General features: G+C 71.8%; 21 protein-coding genes. 16 read left to right on the top strand and 5 right to left on the bottom strand.

Going from position 1 to position 24,663, the window contains the following annotated elements; genetic code table 11:
• Positions 1-159: 159 nt before the first annotated feature.
• Complete coding sequence (locus ACFV5H_RS13290) at positions 160-1,566, bottom strand: MFS transporter (protein WP_385044387.1); 1,407 nt, start codon at positions 1,564-1,566, stop codon at positions 160-162.
• Positions 1,567-1,935: 369 nt separating this feature from the next.
• On the opposite strand from ACFV5H_RS13290, the gene ACFV5H_RS13285 reads away from it, so the two are divergent.
• On the top strand, positions 1,936-2,919 hold the full coding sequence (locus tag ACFV5H_RS13285; RefSeq protein ID WP_385194654.1) for a ParB N-terminal domain-containing protein: 984 nt from the start codon (positions 1,936-1,938) through the stop codon (positions 2,917-2,919).
• A gap of 109 nt (positions 2,920-3,028) precedes the next feature.
• On the opposite strand, the gene ACFV5H_RS13280 is transcribed toward ACFV5H_RS13285, so the two are convergent.
• Positions 3,029-3,559: a peptidoglycan-binding protein gene (locus ACFV5H_RS13280; protein ID WP_385194651.1), complete on the bottom strand. Its 531-nt coding sequence runs from the start codon at positions 3,557-3,559 to the stop codon at positions 3,029-3,031.
• A gap of 428 nt (positions 3,560-3,987) precedes the next feature.
• Here ACFV5H_RS13280 and ACFV5H_RS13275 point away from each other — a divergent pair, with 428 nt between their 5' ends.
• On the top strand, positions 3,988-4,449 hold the full coding sequence (locus ACFV5H_RS13275; RefSeq protein WP_385194649.1) for a peptidoglycan-binding domain-containing protein: 462 nt from the start codon (positions 3,988-3,990) through the stop codon (positions 4,447-4,449).
• A 192-nt stretch (positions 4,450-4,641) separates the two neighbouring features.
• Positions 4,642-4,860, top strand: a complete 219-nt coding sequence (locus ACFV5H_RS13270) for a hypothetical protein (protein ID WP_385044398.1) — start codon at positions 4,642-4,644, stop codon at positions 4,858-4,860.
• A gap of 37 nt (positions 4,861-4,897) precedes the next feature.
• On the opposite strand, the gene ACFV5H_RS13265 is transcribed toward ACFV5H_RS13270, so the two are convergent.
• Entirely contained in the window at positions 4,898-5,893 is a 996-nt protein-coding gene (locus ACFV5H_RS13265) for a helix-turn-helix transcriptional regulator (protein WP_385044400.1), read from the bottom strand.
• A gap of 489 nt (positions 5,894-6,382) precedes the next feature.
• Between ACFV5H_RS13265 and fusA the strand changes: the two genes are divergently transcribed.
• Positions 6,383-8,434: an elongation factor G gene (gene fusA / locus ACFV5H_RS13260; RefSeq protein WP_385044402.1), complete on the top strand. Its 2,052-nt coding sequence runs from the start codon at positions 6,383-6,385 to the stop codon at positions 8,432-8,434.
• 118 nt (positions 8,435-8,552) lie between these two features.
• On the opposite strand, the gene ACFV5H_RS13255 is transcribed toward fusA, so the two are convergent.
• Positions 8,553-10,346 (bottom strand): coagulation factor 5/8 type domain-containing protein, encoded by a 1,794-nt coding sequence (locus ACFV5H_RS13255; protein ID WP_385194646.1) that lies wholly within the window; start codon positions 10,344-10,346, stop codon positions 8,553-8,555.
• Between the two features lie 261 nt (positions 10,347-10,607).
• Between ACFV5H_RS13255 and ACFV5H_RS13250 the strand changes: the two genes are divergently transcribed.
• From ACFV5H_RS13250 to ACFV5H_RS13235, 4 genes are read left to right on the top strand one after another with little or no spacing between them, the layout of a single operon-like run.
• A complete protein-coding gene (locus tag ACFV5H_RS13250; RefSeq protein ID WP_385044407.1) occupies positions 10,608-11,924 on the top strand; it encodes an ABC transporter substrate-binding protein in 1,317 nt (438 codons plus the stop codon).
• 14 nt (positions 11,925-11,938) lie between these two features.
• On the top strand, positions 11,939-12,928 hold the full coding sequence (locus tag ACFV5H_RS13245; protein WP_385194644.1) for a carbohydrate ABC transporter permease: 990 nt from the start codon (positions 11,939-11,941) through the stop codon (positions 12,926-12,928).
• Between the two features lie 17 nt (positions 12,929-12,945).
• Positions 12,946-13,785, top strand: a complete 840-nt coding sequence (locus ACFV5H_RS13240) for a carbohydrate ABC transporter permease (RefSeq protein ID WP_385194738.1) — start codon at positions 12,946-12,948, stop codon at positions 13,783-13,785.
• A gap of 29 nt (positions 13,786-13,814) precedes the next feature.
• Positions 13,815-15,173 (top strand): GH1 family beta-glucosidase, encoded by a 1,359-nt coding sequence (locus tag ACFV5H_RS13235; protein WP_385194642.1) that lies wholly within the window; start codon positions 13,815-13,817, stop codon positions 15,171-15,173.
• 217 nt (positions 15,174-15,390) lie between these two features.
• On the opposite strand, the gene ACFV5H_RS13230 is transcribed toward ACFV5H_RS13235, so the two are convergent.
• On the bottom strand, positions 15,391-16,014 hold the full coding sequence (locus ACFV5H_RS13230; RefSeq protein ID WP_385044415.1) for a TetR/AcrR family transcriptional regulator: 624 nt from the start codon (positions 16,012-16,014) through the stop codon (positions 15,391-15,393).
• 96 nt (positions 16,015-16,110) lie between these two features.
• Here ACFV5H_RS13230 and ACFV5H_RS13225 point away from each other — a divergent pair, with 96 nt between their 5' ends.
• From ACFV5H_RS13225 to ACFV5H_RS13190, 8 genes are all read left to right on the top strand, one after another.
• Positions 16,111-16,731, top strand: a complete 621-nt coding sequence (locus tag ACFV5H_RS13225; protein ID WP_385044417.1) for an NADPH-dependent FMN reductase — start codon at positions 16,111-16,113, stop codon at positions 16,729-16,731.
• Positions 16,728-18,131, top strand: a complete 1,404-nt coding sequence (locus ACFV5H_RS13220) for a DHA2 family efflux MFS transporter permease subunit (protein WP_385044420.1) — start codon at positions 16,728-16,730, stop codon at positions 18,129-18,131. The genes ACFV5H_RS13225 and ACFV5H_RS13220 overlap by 4 nt, the downstream gene beginning before the upstream one ends.
• Positions 18,132-18,410: 279 nt before the next feature.
• On the top strand, positions 18,411-19,379 hold the full coding sequence (locus ACFV5H_RS13215) for an ABC transporter ATP-binding protein (protein WP_385044422.1): 969 nt from the start codon (positions 18,411-18,413) through the stop codon (positions 19,377-19,379).
• A 32-nt stretch (positions 19,380-19,411) separates the two neighbouring features.
• Complete coding sequence (locus ACFV5H_RS13210; RefSeq protein WP_385194735.1) at positions 19,412-20,230, top strand: ABC transporter permease; 819 nt, start codon at positions 19,412-19,414, stop codon at positions 20,228-20,230.
• A gap of 169 nt (positions 20,231-20,399) precedes the next feature.
• Entirely contained in the window at positions 20,400-20,564 is a 165-nt protein-coding gene (locus tag ACFV5H_RS13205) for a hypothetical protein (RefSeq protein WP_385044425.1), read from the top strand.
• 323 nt (positions 20,565-20,887) lie between these two features.
• Positions 20,888-21,358, top strand: coding sequence for a MarR family winged helix-turn-helix transcriptional regulator (locus ACFV5H_RS13200; protein WP_385044427.1), 471 nt, complete (start codon positions 20,888-20,890; stop codon positions 21,356-21,358).
• A gap of 82 nt (positions 21,359-21,440) precedes the next feature.
• Positions 21,441-23,030, top strand: a complete 1,590-nt coding sequence (locus ACFV5H_RS13195) for an MFS transporter (protein WP_385044430.1) — start codon at positions 21,441-21,443, stop codon at positions 23,028-23,030.
• Positions 23,031-23,379: 349 nt separating this feature from the next.
• A complete protein-coding gene (locus ACFV5H_RS13190) occupies positions 23,380-24,651 on the top strand; it encodes an MFS transporter (RefSeq protein WP_385194639.1) in 1,272 nt (423 codons plus the stop codon).
• Positions 24,652-24,663 lie beyond the last annotated feature (12 nt).

Here is a 24,663-nt window from a genome sequence, read left to right as displayed (position 1 = left end):
CGGGTCGCCCGACGCATGACCGACAACGCGATCCCGGGCGGAACCGCGTGGCCGACCGGCCCCGGACCATGCCCCTCTCCGCCGTGTGCGGCCGGACGCACCGAGGCCCTCCGCGCCCGGTGCACGGGTACGGAGGGCCTCGGCGGGGCGTCGGACGGCTCAGGGGGCCGTGGCGGCGGCGGGGACCTCGTCCTGGTCGAGGGCGACGGGGGCTTCGCCCTCGTCGAGCGTGACGTCCTTCGTCTCCTTGCCCAGCAGCAGCGCGACCAGGGTCAGCAGCGCCATCGAGGAGAGGTAGACGCCGACCAGCCACGGTGAGCCGTCGCCGGCCTCCCACAGGGCGACCGCTATGAACGGGGCGACGGCCGCGCCGAGGATCGAGCTGACGTTGTAGGAGATCCCGGAGCCCGTGTAGCGCACGCTCGTCGGGAAGAGCTCCGGCAGCAGCGCGCCCATCGGGCCGAACGTCATGCCCATCAGCGTGAAGCCGAGCACCAGCCACAGCACCACGCCCAGCGTGCCCAGGCCGATCAGCGGCACCCACACCAGTCCGAAGACCAGGATCCCGGCGGTGACCGCGATCAGCGTGGAGCGCCGGCCGTACCTGTCCGCGAGCGGACCGGAGACCAGGGTGAACACGGCGAAGAACAGCACCCCGAAGATCATCATCAGGACGAAGGTGGTGTAGCCGTACCCCAGGCCGGGCACGGCGGCGTCCTCCGGCGTACGGCCGTAGCTCAGCGAGAACGTGGTCATCAGGTAGAAGAGCACGTACGTCGCCAGCATGAAGAAGGTGCCGAGGACCAGCTGCTTCCAGTGGCTGCGGAAGACGGTGGCCAGCGGCAGCTTGCGCACCAGCCCCGCCTCGCGGGTCTTGGCGAAGACCGGGGCCTCCACCAGGCGCATGCGCACCCACAGGCCGATCGCGACCATCACCGCGGAGAACAGGAACGGGATGCGCCAGCCCCAGTTCAGGAAGGCGTCCGAGGGCTGGGACGGGTCGGCGCCCGCCGACGACGGCAGCAGCGCACCGATGATCAGGAAGAGCCCGTTGCCGATGATGAAGCCGAGCGGGGCGCCCAGCTGCGGGAACGTGCCGTAGAGGGCGCGCTTGTGTTTCGGGGCGTTCTCGGTGGCGACCAGGGCCGCGCCGCTCCACTCGCCGCCGAGCGCGAAGCCCTGCGCGAGCCGCATCAGCACCAGCAGCGCGGTGGCGGCCCAGCCGGCCTGCGCGTAGGTGGGCAGCACGCCGATGAGGAAGGTGGCGATGCCCATGGTGAGGAGGGAGGCCACCAGTGTGCCCTTGCGGCCGAGCCGGTCGCCGAGGTGTCCGAAGACCACGGCGCCGATCGGGCGGGCGACCATCGCGGCGCCGAACACCGCGAAGGACGACAGCAGCGCCGTCGTCGGGTCGCTGCTCGGGAAGAAGAGCTTGGGGAAGACCAGGACGGCGGCGGTCGCGTAGATGTAGAAGTCGTAGAACTCGATCGTCGTGCCGATGAGGCTCGCGATGAGGACCCGGGACCGAGAGTTGACGGGGGCCGGGCCGGTGGTTGGTGCGGGCATTTCACGGTCTTTCCGGGGAGGAACGGTCACCGGCGGCGTACACCGGCGGCCCGCACCGCGTCACGCGTCCACCTCGCGGGAGGCCGCACGAACAGTGTGGGCTATACAACGATCTCAGACATCTCACTGGCCAGAAACGCTGTATCAGTATATGAGACGCGGGCGGGTGTTCCACGGGACGGGCGGGCCGGCGTGGCAAGAGGGTGTCGGCGGGTGGCCGCAAGTTGCCACGTCCGCCGCTCCAGCCGGGCACCGGCCACTGGCAGGGTTCCTACCGGCGGCGCGTGGGCGCGCCGGTCCGCGCCGCGGCGTGTGCGGGATCCGACCGCACGCCCGCGTGGGCGGCCGAGGTTTCCCGGGAGGGGCCCGATGACGACGCGCGACATCCGTGAGCCGCACCGAGACGCCGGGGACCCCCGCGATGCCCGTGGTGCCGGCGACGCTTCGGCGACGACGGACGAGGGCGCGGCGACGGTCGCGATCGCCGCGCTGGCCGAGGGGGACTCCCCGCGGCTGGGCGGCCTGGACATGGTCCACGTCCGGTTGCTCGCCGAACGGGTGGACGCGATGCCGCCCCTTCTGGTCCGCAGGGCGACCATGCGGGTGATCGACGGGCACCACCGTGTGGCCGCGGCACGGTTGCGCGGCCTGGACCGGGTGCCCGTGCGGTGGTTCGAGGGATCCGACGACGAGGCCTTCGTGGTCGCCGTACGCCTCAACGCCTCGCACGGACTCCCCCTGACCCCGCAGGAGCGCGCCGCCGCCGTGTGCCGCCTCCTCGCCTCGCATCCGGAGCGGTCCGACCGGTGGACGGCGTCGGTGTGCGGAGTCGCGCCGCGCACCGTCGCCGCACTGCGCGCGCGTACCGCGCCGGACGGGGAGACCGCCGTCCACCGCGTCGGTCGGGACGGACGGCGTCGTCCGCTCTCCGCCCGGGAGGGGCGGGAGCGCGCCCGGGAGATCATGACGCGCGAGCCGCAGGCGAGCCTGCGGGCCGTGGCCCGCAGGGCCGGAATCTCCGTGGGGACGGCACTCGACGTGCGCCGCCGGCTCGCGGCGGGGCCCGAGGACACGCCGGCCGCCGCGTCGGCCGACTCCCTGCGCCCCCGGTTGGAGCAGCTGCTGCGGGATCCGTCGCTGCGGTACAACGACCAGGGACGGACACTGCTGCGCCTGGTGACGTCGACCCTGGCCTTCATGGAACAGCCCGACTCCGTCGCGCAGGCGGCCGCGAGTCACTCCCGGGAGGCGCTCCAGCTGGTGGCCCTTGCCTGTGCGGAGGGCTGGCAGCGCTTCGGGGCACAGGTCGCCGACGGGGAGCCCCGGCAGGACGGTCCGGGGGGCGCCGTGTGACGAGCGGGAGCGGACGGTTCGGCGGGGTCCGTACGTCCGCGCGCGTACGACACCGCGCCGCCGGAGCCACCCGGCGGCGCGGTGTCGTGCGGACGGCCTGACGGGTGGCTCAGGAGCAGGTCCGGCTGGTGTAGGAGGCGACGTGGGTCGCGGCGCCCTCCGAGAACGCGTACCGTCCGCTGGAGTTGCGGACGACCGTGATGTCGTACCGGGACCCGGCGTAGGTGTCCACCTTGCCGTCCCCCGTCTGGTCGCGGAGCCGGTTGCCCGCCCTGGTGAACGTCTTCTTCCCGACGATGCCGTCGGCCTCCAGGCCGCGGTCGTACTGCCAGGTGTACGTGGCCGCGTGGGTGGTGCTGCCGAAGACCCCGTCGACCTCGGCGGTGGACAGGTAGCCGTCGGCGTACAGGACCTTCTGCCACAGGCAGGTGGCGTTGGAGTACGTCCCCGGGTACCCCTGGGCCAGGGTGCCTTCGTCGTCCCAGTCGTCCGCGAAGGCGCCCGACCCCGAGACGTAGCCGTCGTTGATGTTGGCCGAGGCGGACGTGGCCGCGGAGATGTCGAGGCCGAGGGCCGTCACGGCGGCCAGCGCCACGGGGACGGTTCCGCGCAGGACGCGCCTGGGTCGGTCGAGGAACATGGAGCTCTCCCGGTGCAGAGAAGGAAGGTCGGGGAACTGCTCGCGGCGGACGGGCCGGTGACGGTGCGCCGGCCGGCCGCTGCCTCCAGGAGTGTGCTCCCTCGCGGTCGGCGGGACGCCGGTCGTCCGAGGCAGGAGGGTGCAGGGCGGTGGCCGCATCCTGCCAGTCCGGACGTCGCGGTCCGGGTGGCGCGCCTGATGCCCGCCGAGGTGCGGGTCCCGTACACACCGTCCGGTTCCAGGCCGGCGGCGGAGTGCTTCCGGCCTCTCGGGCGTGTCAGGGATGCCCGGGGCCCGTCGACGGTCCGACTGCCGCTCGTCCGCACTTGAACGGATTCCACCCCGCGCCGGATCGATGGCACTGTTCCGGCCGGAGCGGCAGCCACCAGGCTTCCCGGTCGACTCCCCACCGTCGAAAGGACCGACGCATGCGACCCCGTGTCATGACGAGAACCCTCCTCATCGCCACTGCGGTGCTCGGACTCACCGGCACAGGCGCGGGCGGTGTGGGCTTCGCGGCGACGGCACAGCCCGTCACCGTGTCGTCCACGGCCTCGGGGACGGAGGCCGCCCCGCTCGCCGTGGTGAACCTCGGTCTGAGCGTCACGCAGGGCAAGAGATTGCAGTGCTTCCTCGAACGCCACTGGGAGTACGAAGGTCTCCGGGACGGATTGCTGGGCACCGAGAGCTGGCAGGCGATGCAGCGGTATCTCGTGCGATGGGGCTACGAGGGCCGGATCGACGGTGTCGTCGGCACGGGCACCGTGATGGCGCTGCAGCGGGTGCTGCAGCGGGCGTGGGACTACGACGGCCTGATCGACGGCATACCGGGGGACGGGACCAAGGCCGCCTTCAAGCGTTTCGCCGACGACGCGGTCGTCTACTGCTGACTCACGGCACCGTTCCCCGGGCCGGGGCGGACCGGCAGGATGCTGCCGCGCGGCTGGCAGGAGGCTGCCCGGTGCGACGGCGTCGGCCGGGCCCGCCGCGTGCCAGACTTCCTGCTGCCGCTACGGCGCGACCGGGCAACCGGACCACGACGTGACCGGAGTGAGCAGCGGTTCGGACGACAGGGGGACAATGTGAGGATCAAAGCCGTAGTGGTGCGCTCGGCGCTCGCGGGAGCAGCCGTGGCGGCCCTGGCGGTGACCGGGGTGGCGTGGGGAGCGGGGCAGGCCGGCGGTCCGGCCGGGACGCCGCTCACCGCGGACGGCCCGCCGAAGGAGACCTGCCGGGGCCCGGCGAACGGCTGGCAGGGCGGCATGCAGTGGCCGGCCGACCCGGAGGAGTGCGAGGAGTAGGCGGGGCGCCGGCCCGCGCCCGAGCCGCGCGGGGGAGTCAGATCCAGCCGCGTTCGCGTGCCAGGAGGGCGGCGTGTGCGCGGCTCTCCGCACCCAGGAGCTGCATCAGAGCGGAAATGTGCCGCCGGTAGGTGCGCAGGGCCATCCCGCTGGCACGGGCGCCGGCCTCGTCCGTGCCGACCGAGCACATGGCCACGAGCACTTTCCGCTGGGCCTCCGACAGTCCGGTGTCCGTGGACTCGACGAGACCGGTCAGGGGACTGAACACGTCGGCGCTGTCCCACAGCCGCTCGAAGTGTCTGATGATGTTGGTGACGATCCCCGATTCCCGGGCGCACAGCGCGCCCTTCGACGTGTCCTGGGGATCGATCGGCACCAGCGCCGTGTGGTGGTCGTACACCAGCATCAGCTCGGTGAGCTCGCCCGAGACCCGGATCTGGGCACCGGCCAGGGCGAGTTCCGTCAGATACGTGACGGTCGGCGGGTCCTCCAGCGCCTCGGGGCGCACCAGATTGCGGATGACGACACCGCGTCGCAGACAGCGCATGTCCAAGGGCCGTGCGTGCTCGATGTTCTCGACGCTCAGCGCGTCGTAGGGCTCGGCGGAGAGCACCTCGGTGCGGGCGAAGAAGGAGAGCTCGTCGAGGCGGGTGCGTATCTCCTTCACGTCGGTGATCCGCTCGACGGTGGGGACGGTCGCCGGAGCCGCCGCGGCGGGCATGTCACGCGTCAGGACGTCGATGAGCGGGCCGAGATGAGTGAGGACGCGTATCTCCCCGTAGAGATCCTCCAGACGCTGCTCCGCGAGCCGGGCGACGACGAGCTGCGGCTCGGCGGCCCGAGCCGCCCCTCCGTCCTCGCGGATGATCCGCAGGGTGCGCAGACGGTCCACGGCGGCCCGCACGGTGTCCGCGCTGTGTCTCAACAGGATGTGCACGTCGTCCAGTTGGGCACCCGGATTGCGCAGCAGATGCCGGTAGACGTGTTCCTCGGCGGCGGACAGCCCGAGGACCCCCATTTCGCGCGCTTCCACGAACACCACTCCTGGTCATGTCATGGGAGAACGACCACCCACGCCTCTGCCGCAGTGTAAGGACATCTTGACGTTCCGGAGAGCAAGTCGCCGGGTTTCGTTGACCGTTGATCCATCCAGGCGCGCGCGACGGCGGGGAGCCGCGGCCGTGGCGCCGTGCGGGCCCGGGGTGAAAATACGTGGCCCTGCCGCCGCGGCCCTCCCTACACTCACCGAGCAGACGCCGCCCGTCACCGGGTGGCGCATCCATGACCAGTGAGGGGAGACCGGCCGTGCGCGACCACGCCACCGCTGCCGCTCCCCGTTCCCGGTCCCGCCGGTCCGTGGTGATCCTGGTGTCTCCCGCCCTCCGGTGCCCGCCGCGCGGCCGGTACCGGATGCCCGCGACGCACGTCTGAGCCTCGTACGCCCCCCAGACGAGGGGCGCACGACGCCGTGCGCCGGGAAATCGCGCTGCCCTTCCCCGGAACGTCCGAAAGGCCACGGGCCATGCGCACCAACCCCCTCGCCACCGTCCGCAACCTGGGCATCCTCGCCCATGTCGACGCCGGCAAGACCACCGTCACCGAGCGGATCCTGTTCGCCACCGGCACCACGCACAAGCGCGGTGAGGTGCACGACGGCACCACCGTCACCGACTTCGACCCGCAGGAACGCGACCGGGGCATCACCATCTTCGCCGCCGCCGTCAGCTGCGCCTGGGACGGTCACCGGATCAACCTCATCGACACCCCGGGCCACGTCGACTTCGCCGACGAGGTGGAGCGCGCGCTGCGCGTCCTCGACGGCGCGGTCGCCGTGTTCGACGCGGTCGCCGGCGTGGAGCCGCAGAGCGAGTCGGTGTGGCGGCAGGCGGACCGGCACGGTGTGCCGCGCATCGCGTTCGTCAACAAGATGGACCGGGCCGGCGCCGACCTGGACACCGCCGTCGCCTCCGTCCGGGAGCGGCTGCACCCCGCACCCCTGGCGGTGCAGTTGCCGATCGGCGCGGAGGACACCTTCACCGGCGTCGTCGACCTGCTGCACATGCGCGCCCTGACCTGGACCGACGAGGGCCGGGCCCGCGATGCGGCACCGGTGCCGGACGAACTGCGCGAGGAGGCGCGCAGACGGCGCCGGCTGCTGGAGGAGGCCGTCGCCGAGCTGCATCCGGGCGCGCTGGAGGAGTTCTGCGACACCGGCGCGCTCGGCACCGGCACGCTCACCGGAGCCCTGCGGGACCTGACCCGCACCGGTGACGCCGTCGTCGTCCTGTGCGGCTCCGCCTACCGCAACCGCGGCATCGAACCCCTGCTGGACGCCGTACTCGCCTACCTGCCGTCGCCCCTCGACGTGCCGCCGGTACGCGGTAGGCACGAGGGCGACGGCACCGGACAGCGACGGGCCGCCGACCCGGCGGCACCGCTGGCCGCCCTCGCGTTCAAGGTGAACGCCACCGCCACCGGGCGGCTGACCTACCTGCGGGTGTACTCGGGAACGATCGAGAAGGGAGACACGGTGTGGGACGCCACCGCGCGGCGCTCCGAACGCATCGGGCGCATCCTGCGCGTACAGGCCGACCGGCACGCCCCACTGGACCGGGCGGTCGCCGGGGACATCGTCGCCGTGGTCGGGCTCAAGTCCGCCCGCGCCGGCTCCACGCTGTGCGCACCGGACGCCCCGCTCGTCCTGGAGCCTCCGGGGGTCGCCGAGCCGGTCGTCTCCGTGGCCGTCGAGGCACTGAAGGGCACCGACACCGGTCGTCTGGCGTCGGCGCTCGCGCGGCTCGCCGAGGAGGACCCCTCGCTGGTCGTGCGCACCGACCCGGAGACCGGTCAGACGGTGCTCTCCGGCATGGGCGAACTGCACCTGGAGGTCGCGGTGGAGAAGATCCGGCGTGAGCAGGGACTGGGCGTCAACGTCGGCCGTCCCCGGGTGAGTTACCGGGAGACCGTCGGCCGGGGTGTGTCCGGGTTCGTGTACCGGCACGTCAAACAGGACGGCGGGGCTGGGCAGTTCGCCCATGTGGTCCTCGACGTCGAACCGCTGGACTCCCCGGAGTCCGGCTTCGAGTTCCGCTCCACCGTCGTCGGCGGGCGCGTGCCGCAGGAGTACGTCCGTGCCGTCGAGGCCGGCTGCCGGGACGCCCTGGCCGAGGGGCCGTCGGGCGGGCACCCGGTGACCGGGCTCCGTGTCACGCTCACCGACGGGTCGACCCATGTGAAGGACTCGTCGGACACCGCGTTCCGCACCGCCGGCCGGTTCGGACTGCGGGACGCCCTGCGGGCCTGTGTGATGGTGCTCCTCGAGCCGGTCGTCGAGGTCACGGTCACCGTGCCCGAGGACGCGGTGGGCGGGGTGCTCGGCGATCTGGCCGCGCGTCGCGGCCGGGTGACCGGTTCGGTCACCCGGGCCGGCGCGACGGTCGTCACCGCCACCGTGCCGCTGGCCGAACTGTTCGGCTACGCGACCCGGTTGCGCAGCCGCACCCAGGGTCGCGGCACCTTCACCACCCGGCCCACCGGTTACGCCCCCGCGCCGGCCCCCGCGCCCGCGCGGTAAGCGGTAAGGCGTGAACGGCGGCCCCTCCCGCAACTCAGCCGGGAGGGGCCGCCACCGCCGCCGTACGAACACACCCGGACCGTCGGCGTCGGTCATGGGCGTGCCCCCGGCGCCGGGGTCAGGGGTACGACACCACCGTGGACGGCACGGTGTCGCTGCCCGAGGTCGGAGCGCCGGTGTCGTTGATGACGCACTCGTACTGGCCGTTGCCGCTCAGTGACACCACCAGCAGATCGTGGAAGCGCACGCCGGGACGGTCCGGGGCGGCGAAGCCGTGGTGCTGGACGATGCCCGGGTTCACGTTGTAGTAGCAGTAGCTGCCCATGCCCCAGCCCTCGTGGGTGGTGACGTGATCGCCGACCTTGTAGGCCGCGTAGCCCTTGAGCGGGCCGTTCTGGACGGCGGCCTGGTCGGGTGCGTCGTACGCCTTCTCGTTCTGGAAGAAGATCGTGCGGCCGCGTTCGCCGTTCCACTGGACGTCGTACTTGTTGAAGTGCTCGACGAACAGACCGGTGGCGAGGACGTCGTGACCGTTGACGACGACGCCGTAGTCACAGCGGTTGGTCTCCCAGCCGACGCCGTCGCCGTGGTCGGCGCGCCAGACCCAGGTGTGGTCGACGATGGTGTGCCGGGCGTTGATCACCATGCCGGTGGTCGCCCTGCCGGGGCCGGCCCCGCCGATCCGGATGAAGACGTCCTGCACGGTGATGGGGTTCGCGGAGTGGTTCCGGGCGGCGCCCTTCGGGCCGACCTCCAGCAGGACGGGCGAGTCGACCGGCCCGGCGTCGATCAGGAAGCCCGCGAGGCGTACGCCGTCGACGTCGGCGACCTTCAGGGCGGTGACGCCGCGGTCGGGGATCAGGGTGGCGTAGCCGAGGCCCAGGACGACCGTGTTGGGGCGGTTCACCCGGACCGGCCGGTCGACGTGGTAGACGCCCGGTGTGAGCAGCAGGTCGAGGCCCTGGTCGAGCGCCTGGTTGAGGGTGGCCGCCGAGTCGCCGGGCCTGGCGACGTAGAAGCGGTCCAGCGGCAGGGAGGTGCCGCGCGGGGTGCCGTTGCCCCAGGTGACACCGCGTGCGTCGGTCCGCAGCGCGGGCAGGAAGACGCGGTACCGGTCGCCGTCGAGGTACAGGAAGGGCTTCTCGCGGGAGCGGGGTGTCCTGTCGAGCGTGGTGTACGGCGGGTCCGGGAAGCTCTGCGCGGGGGCGCCCTCGACGCCCGAGAACACCATGTTCCAGACGGCGTTGGTCCAGCCGCCGACCGAGCTGTCCCGGGTGTACCACTGCTGCTGCGAGTAAGGGCCGACCGTACCGTCGATGCGGCTGTCCGCGATGTAGCCGCCGCTCGCCCAGCCGTAGCCGGACGGCGCGAGGTCGAGCCCGCCGCGTACGTGCATCCGGCGGAACGGCGCGGCCTGCGCGACCGCCCACCGGTTGGTGCCGCTGACCGGGACGAGGGCCAGGTTCTCCGCCGAACGCCAGAAGTTCTGTGTGGCGTTGCCGTCGAACCAGCCGGCGTCGACCGTCACGTCACCGTTGATGGTGGTGTCGTCGGGGGAGAGGCCGAGCCCGGAGATCGAGGTGTAGAAGCCGATCTGCGCGTTGAGCCCGTTGTACGTGCCCGGCTTGAACAGGAGCTGGTAGCGGCCGGTGCCGAACTGCGCCGACTCCTGCCGGGCGAACACCTCGTCGAGCCTGGCCTGGATGCCCGGCGTGGACGGGTCGAAGACGATCACGTTGGGGCCGAGGTCGCCACCGCCCTTCAGCCGGCGCGGTTTCCGGCGTCTCGCCGCGGGCGCGGCGGAGGCCGCCGAGGGCAGTCCGGCCAGGACCGGGGCGGCGGCCGCGGCGCCGAGCACGGTGCGGCGGCCGATGGCCGGTGGCCGGGAGGACGACGGGGAGTCGGACGTCATGGGGCGGCTCTCCTGGTTCAGGAAGTGAACGGCATGGGGTGCTGGGAGCGCTCTCTCGCCGCTGAATGGTTCATCCTCGGAACAGATGAGTCAAGGGGTACGGCGGGAGTGGGGTGAGTCCGTCGAAACCCTTGACGTCCTGTCTCCGGAGGGTTTAACTCACGTCCTAAATTAAGCTGTGAGGCGCTTCCTTCGTGTGGAGGCCGCCGCCTTCGTGCAAGGGCATCGCCCCCTGCACCCCGGAAAGGGACACCAGGAGCCATGCGCAGTATCCGAGCCGCGGCCACAGGCGCCGTCATCCTGTCTCTCGCACTCGCCGCCTCGGCCTGCGGAGGCGGGTCGAGCACGGGCGGCGGGTCCAACGACTCGCCGAAGGAACTGACTTACTGGGCCTCCAACCAGGGCGCCAGCATCGAGATCGACAAGAAGGTCCTCCAGCCCGAGCTCGACAGGTTCGAGAAGGAGACCGGCATCAAGGTGAAGCTGGAGGTGGTGCCCTGGTCCGACCTGCTCAACCGGATCCTCACCGCCACCACCTCCGGCCAGGGCCCGGACGTGCTGAACATCGGCAACAGCTGGTCCGCCTCCCTCCAGGCCACCGGCGCCCTGCTGCCCTGGGACGCGAAGAACTTCGACAGGATCGGCGGCAGGGACCGCTTCGTCGACTCCGCGCTCGGCTCCACCGGCGTCGAGGGCCAGGACCCGGCGGCGGTCCCGCTGTACTCGATGGCGTACGCGCTCTACTACAACAAGCAGATGTTCGCCGACGCCGGCATCGACGGCCCGCCGGCCACCTGGGACGAGCTGGTCGCCGCGGGCAGGAAGCTGTCCGAGGACGGCAAGTGGGGCATGGGCATGGAGGGTTCGAACCCCTCCGAGAACGTCCACCACGCCTTCGTCTTCGCCAAGCAGCACGGCGCCGACTTCTTCACCGCCGACGGCAAGGCCGACTTCACCAACGACGGCGCGGTCACCGCGGTCAAGCAGTACGTCGACCTCATGGCCAAGGACAAGGTCATCGCCCCGGGCAACGCCGAGTACGCCCAGAACCAGTCGGTCAGCGACTTCGCCAAGGGCAGGACGGGCATGCTGCTGTGGCAGTCCGCCTCCGCCAACCTCAAGTCCCAGGGCATGAGCGAGGACGCCTACGGCATCGCCCCCGTGCCGGTGCAGTCCGGCACCCCCGGCCCCGGCAAGCAGGTCAACTCGATGGTCGCCGGCATCAACCTCGCCGTCTTCAAGAACACCGACAACCTCGACGGCGCCACCGAGTTCGTGAAGTTCATGACCAGTGACGCCGAGCAGAAGGTCCTCAACACGGCGTACAGCTCCATCCCGCCGGTCAAGGCCGCCCAGGAGGACGCCGCCTTCAACTCCCCGGCCAACGCCGTACTGAAGGACACCCTCGCCAAGAGCGCCGTCGCCCTGCCGCAGGTGCCGGACGAGTCGCAGTTCGAGACCACCGTCGGTACGGCCATCAAGGAACTGTTCGCCGACGCCGCGGGCGGACGCGAGGTGACCACCGGCTCGGTGAAGGCCGCGCTCACCAAGGCGCAGCAGCAGATGCCCAAGAAGTGAGTCCCGACACCGCCATGACTGCCACTGCCCCCGCAGCGGAGGCCACCGTGCGGAAGAGCTCCCCCGGTGCGGCGCGCGGCCCCCGCCGCCGCCCCGGGCGGATCCGCCGCATCGGACTGCCCTACCTGCTCCTCCTGCCCGCCCTGCTCCTCGAACTCCTCGTCCACCTGGTGCCGATGGCCATCGGCATCGTGATGAGCTTCAAGGAACTCACCCAGTTCTACATCCGCGACTGGGGCACCGCCCCCTGGGCCGGCTTCGACAACTACTCGGTGTCGGTGGACTTCGACGCCCCCGTCGGCAAGGCCCTGCTCCACTCCTTCCTCGTCACCATCGCCTTCACCCTGCTGTCCGTCGGCCTGTGCTGGCTGATCGGCACGGCGGCGGCCATTTTCATGCAGGACACCTTCCGCGGCCGCGGCCTGCTGCGCGCCCTGTTCCTGGTCCCGTACGCCCTGCCGGTCTACGCGGCCGTCATCACCTGGGTGTTCATGTTCCAGCACGACAACGGCCTGGTGAACCACGTCCTGCACGACCAGCTCGGCATCACCGACAAGCCGTCGTTCTGGCTGATCGGCGACAACAGCTTCATCGCCCTGCTGGTCGTCTCGGTGTGGAAGGGCTGGCCGTTCGCCTTCCTCATCGTGATGGCCGGCCTGCAGAACATCCCGCGCGAGCTGTACGAGGCCGCCGCCCTCGACGGCGCCGGAATGCTCCAGCAGGTCCGCCGCATCACCCTGCCCTCGCTCCGCCCGGTCAACCAGGTCCTGGTCCTGGTGCTGTTCCTGTGGACGTTCAACGACTTCAACACCCCGTACGTCCTCTTCGGCAAGACCGCTCCCGAGGCGGCGGACCTCATCTCGGTCCACATCTACCAGGCGTCCTTCGTCACCTGGAACTTCGGCACCGGCTCCGCGATGTCGGTCCTGCTCCTGTTCTTCCTGCTCGTCGTCACGGGCGTCTACCTCGCACTCACCTCGCGCGGACGGAGGACCGCCCCATGAGCCCGCCCCGGTCACCGATGGCCCCGCCGCGCTCGTTCCTGTGGTCCCGGAGGGTCTTCCTGACCCTGCTCACCGGCTTCGTGCTGGTCCCGGTCTACGTGATGGTCTCCAGCTCGCTGAAGCCGCTCGCCGATGTCACCGGCGAGTTCCGCTGGCTGCCCACCGAGTTGACGATCCGCCCGTACATCGACATCTGGTCCACGGTCCCGCTCGGCCGCTACTTCGTGAACTCGCTGATCGTGGCGGGCGCGGCGACCGTCTGCTCGGTGGTGATCGCGGTGTTCTCCGCGTACGCCGTCAGCCGTTACGAATTCCGCGGCAAACGCGTCTTCACGGTGACCGTGCTGTCGACGCAGATGTTCCCGGGCATCCTGTTCCTCCTCCCGTTGTTCCTCATCTACGTCAACATCGGCAACGCCACCGGCATCGCCCTGTTCGGCTCGCGCGGCGGTCTGATCCTGACGTATCTGACCTTCTCGCTCCCGTTCTCCATCTGGATGCTGATCGGCTACTTCGACTCGGTCCCGCGCGACCTGGACGAGGCGGCGACGGTGGACGGCTGCGGCCCGCTCGGCGCGCTGTTCCGCGTCGTCGTCCCGGCGGCCGTCCCCGGCATCGTCGCGGTCGCCGTCTACGCCTTCATGACCGCCTGGGGCGAAGTCCTCTTCGCGTCCGTGATGACGAACGACACCACCCGCACCCTGGCGGTCGGCCTCCAGGGCTACTCCACCCTCAACGACGTGTACTGGAACCAGATCATGGCCGCCTCGCTCGTGGTGAGCGTGCCCGTGGTCGCCGGCTTCCTGCTGCTGCAGCGCTACCTCGTCGCCGGCCTGACGGCGGGAGCCGTCAAGTGACCGACTCGCCTTGTACCGAAGGGACTTCCGTGACCATCGACTACGCCGCCCTCCCCGACGACTTCCTGTGGGGCACGGCCACCTCGGCGTACCAGATCGAGGGGGCCGTGGCGGAGGACGGCCGTTCCCCGTCGATCTGGGACACCTTCTCGCACACCCCGGGCAAGGTCGCGGGCGGCGACCACGGCGACGTGGCCTGCGACCACTACCACCGCTGGCGCGAGGACATCGGCCTGATGCGCCGCCTCGGCACCAACGCCTACCGCCTGTCCATCGCCTGGCCGCGCGTCGTGCCGGGCGGTGACGGCCCGGTGAACGAGAAGGGCCTGGCCTTCTACGACCGGCTGGTCGACGGCCTGCTCGAGGCCGGCATCACCCCGTCGGTCACCCTCTACCACTGGGACCTGCCGCAGACCCTCCAGGACCGCGGCGGCTGGCCCGAGCGCGACACCGCCGAGCACTTCGCCGCGTACGCCTCCGCGGTCGCCGAACGCCTCGGCGACCGCGTGAGCCACTGGGCGACCCTCAACGAGCCCCTGTGCTCGGCCTGGATCGGCCACCTCGAGGGCAAGATGGCCCCGGGCTGGACGGACCTCACGGCGGCGGTCCGCGCCTCCTACCACCTCCTGCTCGGCCACGGCCTGGCCGCCCGCGCCGTCCGCGCCGCGGCCCCGGGCGCCCAGGTCGGCATCGTCAACAACCTCTCCACGATCCACGCCGCGAGCGACAGCCCCGAGGACCGGGCGGCGGCGGTCCGCATGGACGGCCACACCAACCGCTGGTGGCTGGACCCCGTGCACGGCCGCGGCTTCCCGGAGGACATGCGCGAGGTCTACGGCGTCGAACTCCCGGAGAAGCAGGGCGACCTGGAGACCATCGCGGCCCCGCTCGACTGGCTCGGCCTGAACTACTACTTCCCGCAGGTGGTGGCCGCCGACCCGGACGGCCCCGCCCCCCACGCCGCGTTCGTGCGCCGGGACGGCGTACCGCGCACCGGCATGGACTGGGAGATCGACGCGAGCGGCATCGAGGACCTGCTGCTGCGCCTGACGAACGAGTACGGCGCCCGCAAGCTCTACGTCACCGAGAACGGCTCCGCCTTCCCGGACGTCGTCCGCCCCGACGGCACCGTCGACGACCCGGAGCGCCAGGACTACCTGACCCGGCACCTGGCCGCCTGCGCGTCCGCCGCCCGCAAGGGCGCCCCGCTGGCCGGTTACTTCGCCTGGTCGCTGCTGGACAACTTCGAGTGGGCGTACGGCTACGACAAGCGCTTCGGCCTCGTCCACGTCGACTACGACACCCAGGTCCGCACCATCAAGGGCACCGGTCACCAGTACGCGGACATCATCCGCGGACACGCGAACCGTGCACGGCGAGCGGCCTGACCGTCGTCGCCCCGGGCGGGTGCGGATGGTGGCCCGCACCCGCCCGGGCCAGGGAGCCGTGACGGAAGCCGGCGAGCGGTCGTCGTGCGGCCGGTGCGGGCCGGCCCACGGGGACGCCGCCGGGGACCGTTCCGGGGCTCCTCCACGATCCCGGCGGTGAGACCGGCACCCGTCCGGTTCGGCGTCGCGGGCCCGGCGACGCCGTACGCGTGCGGTCTCAGCGCCGTTCGTATCCCCGCAGGAACGCGCGCACCCCGGACGCGATCAGTTCGTCCCGTTCCTCGTCCGGAAGGGGCAGACCGCCCTGGTAGGTGCGGTCACTGATCTCGCCGGCGGTCAGCTGCAGGAAGTGGCGCGCGGCGCGCTCCGGGTCCGGGGCGTCGAGCAGCCCGTCCTCGGCCAGTTCGCGGAAGCGGTCCGCCACTCCCTTGAGGGCGCGGTCGGGACCGGCGGCACGCCAGGCGTCCAGGAACTCCCGCGGGATGTGGCCGACCTCGGCCCGTAGCTGCCGTACGACGGCGAAGTGGTCGTGGTGCCGGTACATCGGCGACATCCAGGCGTGCGCGAAGCCGATGAGGTCGGCCTCCAGGTCCGTGACCTTGTGGAGCCGCCGGTCGACGGCGTCGAGATGGGACCGTACGACCTCCTCCGAACCCTCCACCACGACGACGCGGAAGAGCTGCGCCTTCCCCTCCGGGAAGTGGTTGTAGATCGTGCGGGTGGAGACCCCGGCCTCCTTGGCGATGGAGTCCATGCCGGCGCGGGTGTAGCCGTCGCGCCCGAAGACGAGGCGCGCTCCCCGCACGATCGCCTGCCGCTTCTCCGCCAGCCCTTGTCTCACGCGTCCTGCCCCTTCCTGTCGCCGGTCACGGTATCCGGACCGAAGGAATTACAACGAACGTTGCACTTATTGCCATGAGCGTTGTACTTTCCCGGTGTGACCAACTCATCGGACTCCTCTACGCGTTCGCACGTCTCCACCACGACCGATGCCCCCCTGCGGGTCGTCGTCCTGATCGGCTCGACCCGCGAGGGCCGCTTCGCCCCGGTCGTCGCCGACTGGTTCCTGCGGTTCGCCGCCCAGTACGACGACCTCGAACTGGACCCCGTCGACCTGGCCGAGCACCCCCTGCCCGACGTCGTCTCCCCCGCGGCCCACCCGGAGGCCGCCGAGGTCACGGGGCGCCTGGCGGCGGCCGACGCCTTCGTCGTGATCACCCCCGAGTACAACCACAGCTTCCCCGCGCCCCTGAAGAACGCCATCGACCTGCACTACACCCAGTGGCAGGCCAAGCCGGTCGGCTTCGTGTCCTACGGGGGCCTGGCCGGCGGCCTGCGCGCGGTCGAGCAACTGCGGCTGGTCTTCGCCGAACTGCACGCCGTCACGGTCCGGGACACGGTGAGCTTCCACAACGCGTGGGAGAACTTCGCCGAGGACGGCTCGCCGCTGCGGCCCGGGGTACCCGAAGGGGCGGGCAAGGCGATGCTGGACCAGTTGAGCTGGTGGGGGCGGACGCTGAGGGCCGGGCGCGACCGTGCCCCGTACGGGGAGCGATGAGCACCGCCCTCCCGGCGCGGACCGGGGGAAGCGGCGGAAGCGGGCGACCGTCCCTGCCCGCCGTCCCCCGGCACGTCCTGGCCCTCGCGGGCGTCATGGTGCTCGGTTCGTTCATGACGGTGCTCGACATGACCATCGTCAACGTCGCCCTGGACCACCTGGCGCACGCCTTCGACGCGCCCCTGTCCGTCGTCCAGTGGACGGTGACCGGCTACTCGCTGGCGCTGGCGACCGTCATCCCGGTCACCGCGTGGGCGGTGGGCCGGTACGGCGCCAAGCGGGTCTTCCTCGCCGCCGTCGCGCTCTTCACCCTCGGCTCGGGGTTCACCGGGCTGGCCTGGAACGCGGGTTCACTGGTCGCGTTCCGCGTGGTGCAGGGACTCGGAGGCGGCATGATCGTGCCCGTCGCGATGACGGTCGTCCTGCGCGCCGCCCCGCCGGAACGCAAGGGCACGATGATGGGCGTCCTCGGCATCCCGGTCCTCGTCGGCCCGATGGCGGGTCCGGTCCTCGGCGGCGTCCTCACCGACGCGCTGTCCTGGCGCTGGATCTTCTTCGTCAACGTTCCGGTCGGCGTCCTCGCCCTGCTGCTCGGCGTCCGGGTCATGCGCGACGACGACGAGCGGACCGGCCGGCCGCTGGACCTGGCCGGACTGCTGACCCTCTCCCCGGGCCTGGCCGCCCTGCTGTACGGGCTGACGCTGGGCGGCGAACGCGGCGGCTTCGGCACTCCGGGGGCGGCCGTCCCGGTCGTCGCCGGTACGGCGCTGGTGGCCGCCTTCGCGGTGCGGGCACTGCGGGTGGACCACCCCCTGCTCGACCTGCGACTGCTGCGGAGGGTGCCGGTCGGCCGTGCGGTGGCGACCATGGTGCCGTTCTCGGCCGCGTACTTCGGCTCGATGATGCTCGTACCGCTGTACTGGCAGCAGGAGCGCGGCCTGTCCGCCACACAGGCCGGACTGCTGATGGTTCCTCAGTTCCTCTGCAGTGGAACGGTGATGCAGATCTCCAGCCGGATCTCGGACCGTGTGGCACCGCGCGCGATTGTCGTCCCCGGCGTTCTGGTCGCCGTCGCGGGCTTCCTCGCCTTCGCCGTCCAGGCCGGTTCCGACGCCCCTCACTGGCGCCTGGTCGCCTCCCTCGCCGTCATGGGCACCGGGGTCGGCATGACGAACATGCCCGTCATGGCCTCCGCCACGCGTGGCCTCGCGGGCACCGAAGTGGCGGCCGGCAGCACGGCGCTGAACATCGTCTCCCAGACGGCGGCGTCCACCGGCACGGCGCTGGCGGCTTCGCTGCTGACGGCGACGGACGGATTCCGTACGACGCTGCTGTGCGGGGCGGGCCTGATGGCGCTGGCGCTGCCGATGGCGGCGCGCCTGCCGAAGCACCGGCCGTGAACGCGGGCGCCGGTCTCCGGGCGCGCGGAGTGCCGGGGGGCCGCCTTCCGGGGCGAGGGCTCGAACCAGTGAGGTGACCGGGAGGGTTCGCCGGGCCGATGGAGCGGCGCGGGAAGTCCGAACCGTTCAGTAGTGTGTTCGCCCAGGGAAGGGGTGAACGACTGTTGCTGACGGGCAACGGCGACCACAGCCGTGACGCGTCCCACGACCAAGGACATCGGCACACCCTTCGTCCTCCGGGCCCGGGGGACGGTTCACGAGACGGACGGGGGAACACCGATGACGACCGCTCACGCTTCGTCCGGGGCGGGGAGCAGTCCGCCGCCGGAGAGCGACACGGTCATCGACGTACGGGACCTGCGGATGCGCTACCGCGACCAAGAGGTGCTGAAGGGCGTGGACTTCACGGCCCGGAGGGGCGAAGTCCTCGTGCTGCTCGGCCCGAACGGCGCGGGCAAGACGACCACGATCGAGGTCCTGGAGGGCTTCCGGATGCGATCGGCCGGTGACGTGACCGTCCTCGGCGCCGATCCGGCCCGCGGGGACGAGCGGTGGCGCGCACGCCTGGGCATCGTGCTGCAGTCCTGGCGCGACCACGGCAAGTGGCGGGTGCGGGAGCTGCTGGCCCACCTCGGCGCGTACTACGCGCCGTACTCCACAGCCCTCGTCCGGCGGCCGTGGGACACCGACGAGCTCATCGCGGCGGTGGGACTGACCGCGCAGGCCGACAAGCGGGTCGGGACCCTGTCGGGTGGCCAGCGCAGGCGTCTCGACGTGGCCGTCGGCATCGTGGGCAAGCCCGAGACGCTGTTCCTGGACGAGCCGACCGCCGGTCTGGACCCGGAGGCCAGGAACGAGTTCCACGGCCTGGTGCGCGGGCTCGCGGACGAGAGGACCACCGTCCTGCTCACCACGCACGACCTCGCCGAGGCGGAGAAGCTCGCCGACCGGATCCTCATCCTGGCCGGCGGCCGGATCGTCGCCGACGGATCGGCCGAGGAGCTGTCCCGGCAGGTGTCGGGGGAGGCCACCGTGCGCTGGACCCGGGACGGGCGGCCCTTCGAGCGGGCGACGGCCGAACCCACCCGGTTCGTCCGCGGGCTGTTCGAGGAGCACGGTGAGGCGATCGGCGGTCTCGAGGTGCGCCGGGCGAGCCTGGAGGACACCTACCTGACGATGGTGCGGGAGCTGGAGACGGGAAGCGGCCCCGGCGAGCGGGCGGCACGCGCTTTCGGGGAGGGACCGTGACGAGTCCGGTGTGGTACGCGGCGAGGCTGGGGGTGCGGCGCGGCCGGACGGAACTCCGGCAGACCTTCACCTCGGGCCAGGACGTGTTCGGGTACGTGCTCTGGACGGTCCTGCTCATGGTGCCGCTGTTCCTGGTCAGGGACGAGCGGTTGAAGGGCGCGGGCATCTCGGCCGGCGCGTTCATGCTGCCGAGCATGGTGGGCATGACGCTCGCGTTCACCGGGATGATGACCACGGCGCAACTGCTCGCGACCGAGCGCGAGGACGGCACGCTGCTGCGGGCCAAGGCCGTGCCCCACGGCATGGTCGGCCACCTGGTCGGCAAGATCGTCATGGTGTCGGGCACGGCCCTCGTCTCCATGGCGCTCCCCTTCGTCGTCGGCGTGTTCCTGGTGGACGGGGTCGCCCGGCAGGGCGGCGGAGCGCTGCTGACGCTGGTGTGGGTGGTGCCGCTGGGCCTCCTGGCGACCCTGCCCATGGGCGCCGTCATCGGCTCGCTCGTCGACAGCCCGCGCACCGTCGGCCTGCTGATGCTTCCGGTGATGGGACTGATCGTGATCTCCGGGATCTACTTCCCGCTGTCGAAGCTGCCCGAGTGGCTGCAGATCGTGGGACAGGTCTTCCCCGTGTACTGGCTCGGCCTCGGCCTGCGGGCCGCACTGCTGCCGGCCGGGGCGGTCGCCGCCGAGGTCGGCGCGTCCTGGCGGCACCTGGAGACGGCGGGCGTACTGGGCGCCTGGGCGGCCGCCGGGCTGCTCCTCGCACCGTCCGTCCTGCGGAGAATGGCCCGCCGGGAGTCCGGGGCCGCGATGGCGGAACGGCACCGGAAGGCGATGCAGCGGGTCGGTTGACGCCGCGCCGGGGACGTCCGCCCGCCTCCCGGCCGGACCGCCGGACCGCGCATGTGGGCGCCGACGGCGTGGTGCGTCCGGAGCCGCCGCCACGGAGGCCCGCGTCACCCGGCCCCGGAACCGGAGGCGGTACGGCATGTTCCGCCGCGTGGGGCGGAACAACGCAGACATGTCAAAGGGAACACGTTCGACGCTTGTCGTCGTCCTTCTGGTCTGGAGCCTGTTCGCCTTCCCCTGGTTCGACAAGGGCTGCGACATCGCGGAGGCGTACACGGCGGTCATCAAGTACGGGGTGCCGGAGGGCCTGGAGCCCTTGCCCGCCTGTTACGGCTGAGGGCTTGCCGAGTGGATCACCGGCCGTCGCCCGTTCCGGTGCGGGCGCGGCCGGGTCCCGCTGAGCCCGGAACCCGGCCGCGGCTGTCATCCGGCCACGAGCAGGTGCTCCAGGGCCCTGGCCGTCTCCGGGTGCCGGATCGTCGGCGCGGTACCCGACGAGGAAGGGGCGGCAGTCCCCTCCCACCCCCAGCTGTGCCCGCGTCAGCACGGCACCCATGCCCCGAAGAGCTGACGCGTGCCGGTCCAGGCCGGGGCACCGTCCGCTCGGGCGGACCGGAAAGGTATTTGGCCATAGGTATGAAGGCGTACTAAGGTGGGGGGATGCCCGGTTCCCACGCGTCCGACCAGGACCTCAGCCACGTAGCCCGTGCGCTGACGGCGATCCTGCCGACGCTGAACCGGGCGGTGGACCGGCGCCTCGCCCAGGACGTCGCGGTCCCCAGGCCCCCCGAGGGGCAGCTGGCGCTGCTGCGGCTCGTCGCGGAGCGGGACGGCATCGCCGTACGCGAAGCCGCCGACGTGATGCTGATGAAGCCGAACAACGTCAGTGCCCTGGTCTCCCAGATGACCCGGCAGGGACTGCTGGAACGCCGGCAGGACACCCGCGACAAGCGAGTGGCGCACCTGCACCTGACGGCGCGCGCACGGCAGGACCTGACCCGGGTGGACGACCTCAGGCACGGTTACGTCATCGAGGCGCTGCACACCCTCACCGACGGGGATCTCGACGCCATCGGATCGGCCCTCGCCGCGCTGAGCAGCCTCGCGCGGCGTCTCCACTCCGCCCACTGACGGCAACACCGCGGAACCCGCCCGGCCGATCCGGCCCGGCGGGCGCCGCCCCCTGTTCTCTTAGCACCCGGGAATCACCTTCATGTCCTCCACTGCCGTGGATCACTCACCCCTGTCCGCCGACGCCCCCGAGGGAGTCCGGCGCGGCCGCCGGAGCAATCCGTGGCTGACCCTGATCGCTGTCGCCTTCGGCCTGTTCATGGTCGGGCTCGACGGCAGCGTCGTGTCCATCGCCAACCCCGAGATCGGACGCGACCTCGACGCGTCCACCGCCGATCTGCAGTGGGTCACCAACTCCTACCTCCTCGCCCTGGCCGCCGCGTTGATCCTCGGCGGCAAGCTGGGCGACCGGTTCGGCCGGCGGACGTACTACCTGATAGGTGTCGCCGGTTTCACGGCGGCCTCCGTGGCGATCGGCCTGGCCGGCTCGATCGAGGGTGTCATCGCCTTCCGCGCCCTGCAGGGCTTCTTCGGAGCCCTGCTCATGCCCAACACCCTGGGAATGCTGCGGGCGGTCTTCCCGCCGAAGAAGTTCGGCATGGCCGTGGGCATCTGGGCGATGGTGTCGTCCGTGTCGACCGCGCTCGGCCCCATCGTCGGCGGCCTGCTCGTCGAACACGTCAACTGGGAGTCGGTCTTCTACATCAACGCCCCCATCGGCGTCGTCGCGCTCGTGTTCAGCGCGCTCGTCCTGCCGCAGAGCAAGAACCCCACCGGTCACCACCGCTTCGACATCCCCGGCGTCGTCCTGCTGGCGCTCGGACTGCTCGCGGTCGTCTTCGGCGTGGTCAAGGGCGAGACCTGGGGCTGGACCTCCGCCGGCACCCTGGGCACCGTCGCCGCGGGCATCGTGATCCTGCTGGCCTTCGGCTGGTACGAGACGCGCGTCGAGCACCCGCTGCTCCCCATGCGCATGTTCCGCAGCCCCGCGCTGACGATCGGCACGATCATCACCGCCGTCAACTTCTTCGTCCTGCTCGGCGTGATCTTCTTCGTCATGCTGTACCTGCAGAACGTCCGCGGCTTCACCCCCGTCGAGGCCGGTGTGCGCACCCTGCCGCTCAGTCTCGCCTCCGTCGTCGCCTCGCCGGTCGGCGCCGCGCTCACCGAACGCTTCGGCGCGCGGCTGTCGATGCCGCTGGGCATGGCCCTCCAGGCCGCCGCGTCCTTCTGGATGCTCACCTGGGACGCGCACTCCTCCTACGGCGTGCTGTGGCCGCCCTTCATCGCCCTCGGTCTGGGCGTCGGCATGGTGATGGCGGCCTCCTCCGACGCCATCGTCGGCAACGCCCCCGTCGAGGACGCCGGTGTCGCCGGCGGTCTGCAGGCCACCTCGCTGCAGATCGGCGGCGCGCTCGGCACCTCCGTCCTCGTATCGCTGATCAGCAGCCGTGTCGGTTCGACGCTCCACGGGGAACTGACCGCCGGCGGAGTGCCCGTCCCCGTGGCGCAGGGCCTGGCGGAGGCCAAGGACGCGGTGGCGATGGGCGTCTCCCCGGTCTCCGGTGACATGCCCGACCGGCTGAGGGCCGCGGTCGTCGAGGGCAGCGGCCAGGCCTTCATGAACGGGGTGCACAGCGCCGTGCTCGTCACCGGTGTGCTGTGCGTGGTGGGTGCCGTGCTCGCCGCCGTCGGGGTACGGCGCACCGCGCAGGCCCCCGCCCGTCACTGAGGGACGGGGACCGGGTGACGTGCCCGGCCGGATCGCGGGGCTCCCAGGGAGACGACGGCCCGTACGACCGGCCGGGCCGTCCCGCGGCGGGCGGTGACGCGCGGTGGCCGGTGGCACGTGGCGGGCCGGTCGGGGTGCCGCGCCGAACCGCCATCCACCGGGCGGATGAACCCCATCCGGAATACCGATCACGGGGCCCCTGGGCAGCGTCGGTGACCTGCTTCATAGTCGTGCTCAGTTCCTGAAGCCCGGCTTTCCCGGGCCGTTCCCCTCCGGGCGCGACGAGGCTCCCTTCCGCACGGCGGACGTGTGCGCTCGTCACCCGTGACCGCCACGTGGAGTGACCCGCATGACCGGATCCGCCCCTCCGCCCCCGCCCGTCACCCTCGAGGCCGCCGCCTCCGACGGCGAAGCCCCGGACAGCCTGCCCGCCACCGGAGCCGCGCACCGGCTGCGGATAACGCTCCTGATGGCCGGCAGCTGCCTGCCCATCCTGGGCGCCGTCCTCATCGCCCCGGTACTGCCGAAGATGCAGGACCACTTCGCGACGGTGCCCGGAGCCGAGAGCCTGGTACCGGTCGCACTCACCGTTCCCGCCCTCTCGCTCGCCCTGCTCGCCCCCTTCGCGGGCGTGATCGTCGACCGGCTCGGCCGCAAGCGCCTGCTGCTGGTCGCCACGGTGCTGTACGCCCTCTTCGGCACCGCCCCGCTGTGGCTGGACTCGTTGCCCGCCATCGTCGTCAGCCGCGCCCTGGTCGGCGTCGTCGAAGCCGCGATCATGATCTGCTGCACCACACTGATCGGCGACTACTACAGCGGTCGCCTGCGCGACCGCTACCTCGCCCTGCAGACCATGTGCTCCGCCGCCTCCGCGACCGTCTTCTTCGTGATCGGCGGAGCGGCGGGTTCGGCCGGCTGGCGGGCCCCGTTCTGGATCTACGCCGTCAGTCTGCTGATCGCCCCCGCCATGGCCGCCGCCCTGCCCACCCCCCGCACCGGCGGTACGGGCACCACCGCGCGCGCCGAGGAGGACAGGCGCCCCTTCCCGGTGCGGCCGCTGGCCGGGATCTGCGCCCTCACCGTGTTCGGCGCCCTGGTCTTCTACACCGTCCCGGTCGAGATGGCCTACCTGCTGGACGACCTGGGCGTGGGCTCCACCGGCGTCATCGGCCTGGCCACCGCGATCGCCAGCGCCGCCACCGTCGCCGGCTCGATCGCCTTCACCCGGCTGCCCGGCGACCCGGTACGCCGGCTGCCCGCGGTGCTCGCGCTGTGCGCGGCCGGATTCGCGGTGATGTCCCTGGCCGGCAACACCACCGTCCTGATCACCGGAGCCGTCCTCAACTGCCTGGGCACCGGAGTCCTGCTGCCCTCCCTGCTGACCACCGCGATGTCCCGGCTCGACTACGCAGACCGCGGCCGGGGGACCGGACTGTGGATGGCGGCCTTCTTCGGCGGCGAGTTCCTCTGCCCCTTGGCGCTGATCGCCGCCGAGTCCGCCGTCGGCACGCTGGCCGCCGCCGTGGGCCTGCTCGCCCTGGTGACCGCAGCCGTCGCCGTGGCCCTCCTCGCGGGCACCCGCCGCTCCCGGGCGGTCGGGACGGGGCCCGCGGCAGGGTGACCCAGGGGTGCC

Origin of the sequence: Streptomyces sp. NPDC059787 (assembly GCF_042732315.1) — a bacterium.
GTDB lineage: Bacteria > Actinomycetota > Actinomycetes > Streptomycetales > Streptomycetaceae > Streptomyces > Streptomyces atrovirens.
This window is presented reverse-complemented; position numbering and strand designations above follow the sequence as displayed.

Excerpts from the sequence above, each read along its gene's own strand:
- ACFV5H_RS13290 (WP_385044387.1), bottom strand. The coding sequence starts at position 1,566 with ATGCCCGCACCAACCACCGGCCCGGCCCCCGTCAACTCTCGGTCCCGG.
- ACFV5H_RS13285 (WP_385194654.1), top strand. The coding sequence starts at position 1,936 with ATGACGACGCGCGACATCCGTGAGCCGCACCGAGACGCCGGGGACCCC.
- ACFV5H_RS13280 (WP_385194651.1), bottom strand. The coding sequence starts at position 3,559 with ATGTTCCTCGACCGACCCAGGCGCGTCCTGCGCGGAACCGTCCCCGTG.
- ACFV5H_RS13275 (WP_385194649.1), top strand. The coding sequence starts at position 3,988 with ATGCGACCCCGTGTCATGACGAGAACCCTCCTCATCGCCACTGCGGTG.
- fusA (WP_385044402.1), top strand. The coding sequence starts at position 6,383 with ATGCGCACCAACCCCCTCGCCACCGTCCGCAACCTGGGCATCCTCGCC.
- ACFV5H_RS13255 (WP_385194646.1), bottom strand. The coding sequence starts at position 10,346 with ATGACGTCCGACTCCCCGTCGTCCTCCCGGCCACCGGCCATCGGCCGC.
- ACFV5H_RS13250 (WP_385044407.1), top strand. The coding sequence starts at position 10,608 with ATGCGCAGTATCCGAGCCGCGGCCACAGGCGCCGTCATCCTGTCTCTC.
- ACFV5H_RS13245 (WP_385194644.1), top strand. The coding sequence starts at position 11,939 with ATGACTGCCACTGCCCCCGCAGCGGAGGCCACCGTGCGGAAGAGCTCC.
- ACFV5H_RS13240 (WP_385194738.1), top strand. The coding sequence starts at position 12,946 with ATGGCCCCGCCGCGCTCGTTCCTGTGGTCCCGGAGGGTCTTCCTGACC.
- ACFV5H_RS13220 (WP_385044420.1), top strand. The coding sequence starts at position 16,728 with ATGAGCACCGCCCTCCCGGCGCGGACCGGGGGAAGCGGCGGAAGCGGG.
- ACFV5H_RS13215 (WP_385044422.1), top strand. The coding sequence starts at position 18,411 with ATGACGACCGCTCACGCTTCGTCCGGGGCGGGGAGCAGTCCGCCGCCG.
- ACFV5H_RS13205 (WP_385044425.1), top strand. The coding sequence starts at position 20,400 with ATGTCAAAGGGAACACGTTCGACGCTTGTCGTCGTCCTTCTGGTCTGG.
- ACFV5H_RS13200 (WP_385044427.1), top strand. The coding sequence starts at position 20,888 with ATGCCCGGTTCCCACGCGTCCGACCAGGACCTCAGCCACGTAGCCCGT.
- ACFV5H_RS13195 (WP_385044430.1), top strand. The coding sequence starts at position 21,441 with ATGTCCTCCACTGCCGTGGATCACTCACCCCTGTCCGCCGACGCCCCC.
- ACFV5H_RS13190 (WP_385194639.1), top strand. The coding sequence starts at position 23,380 with ATGACCGGATCCGCCCCTCCGCCCCCGCCCGTCACCCTCGAGGCCGCC.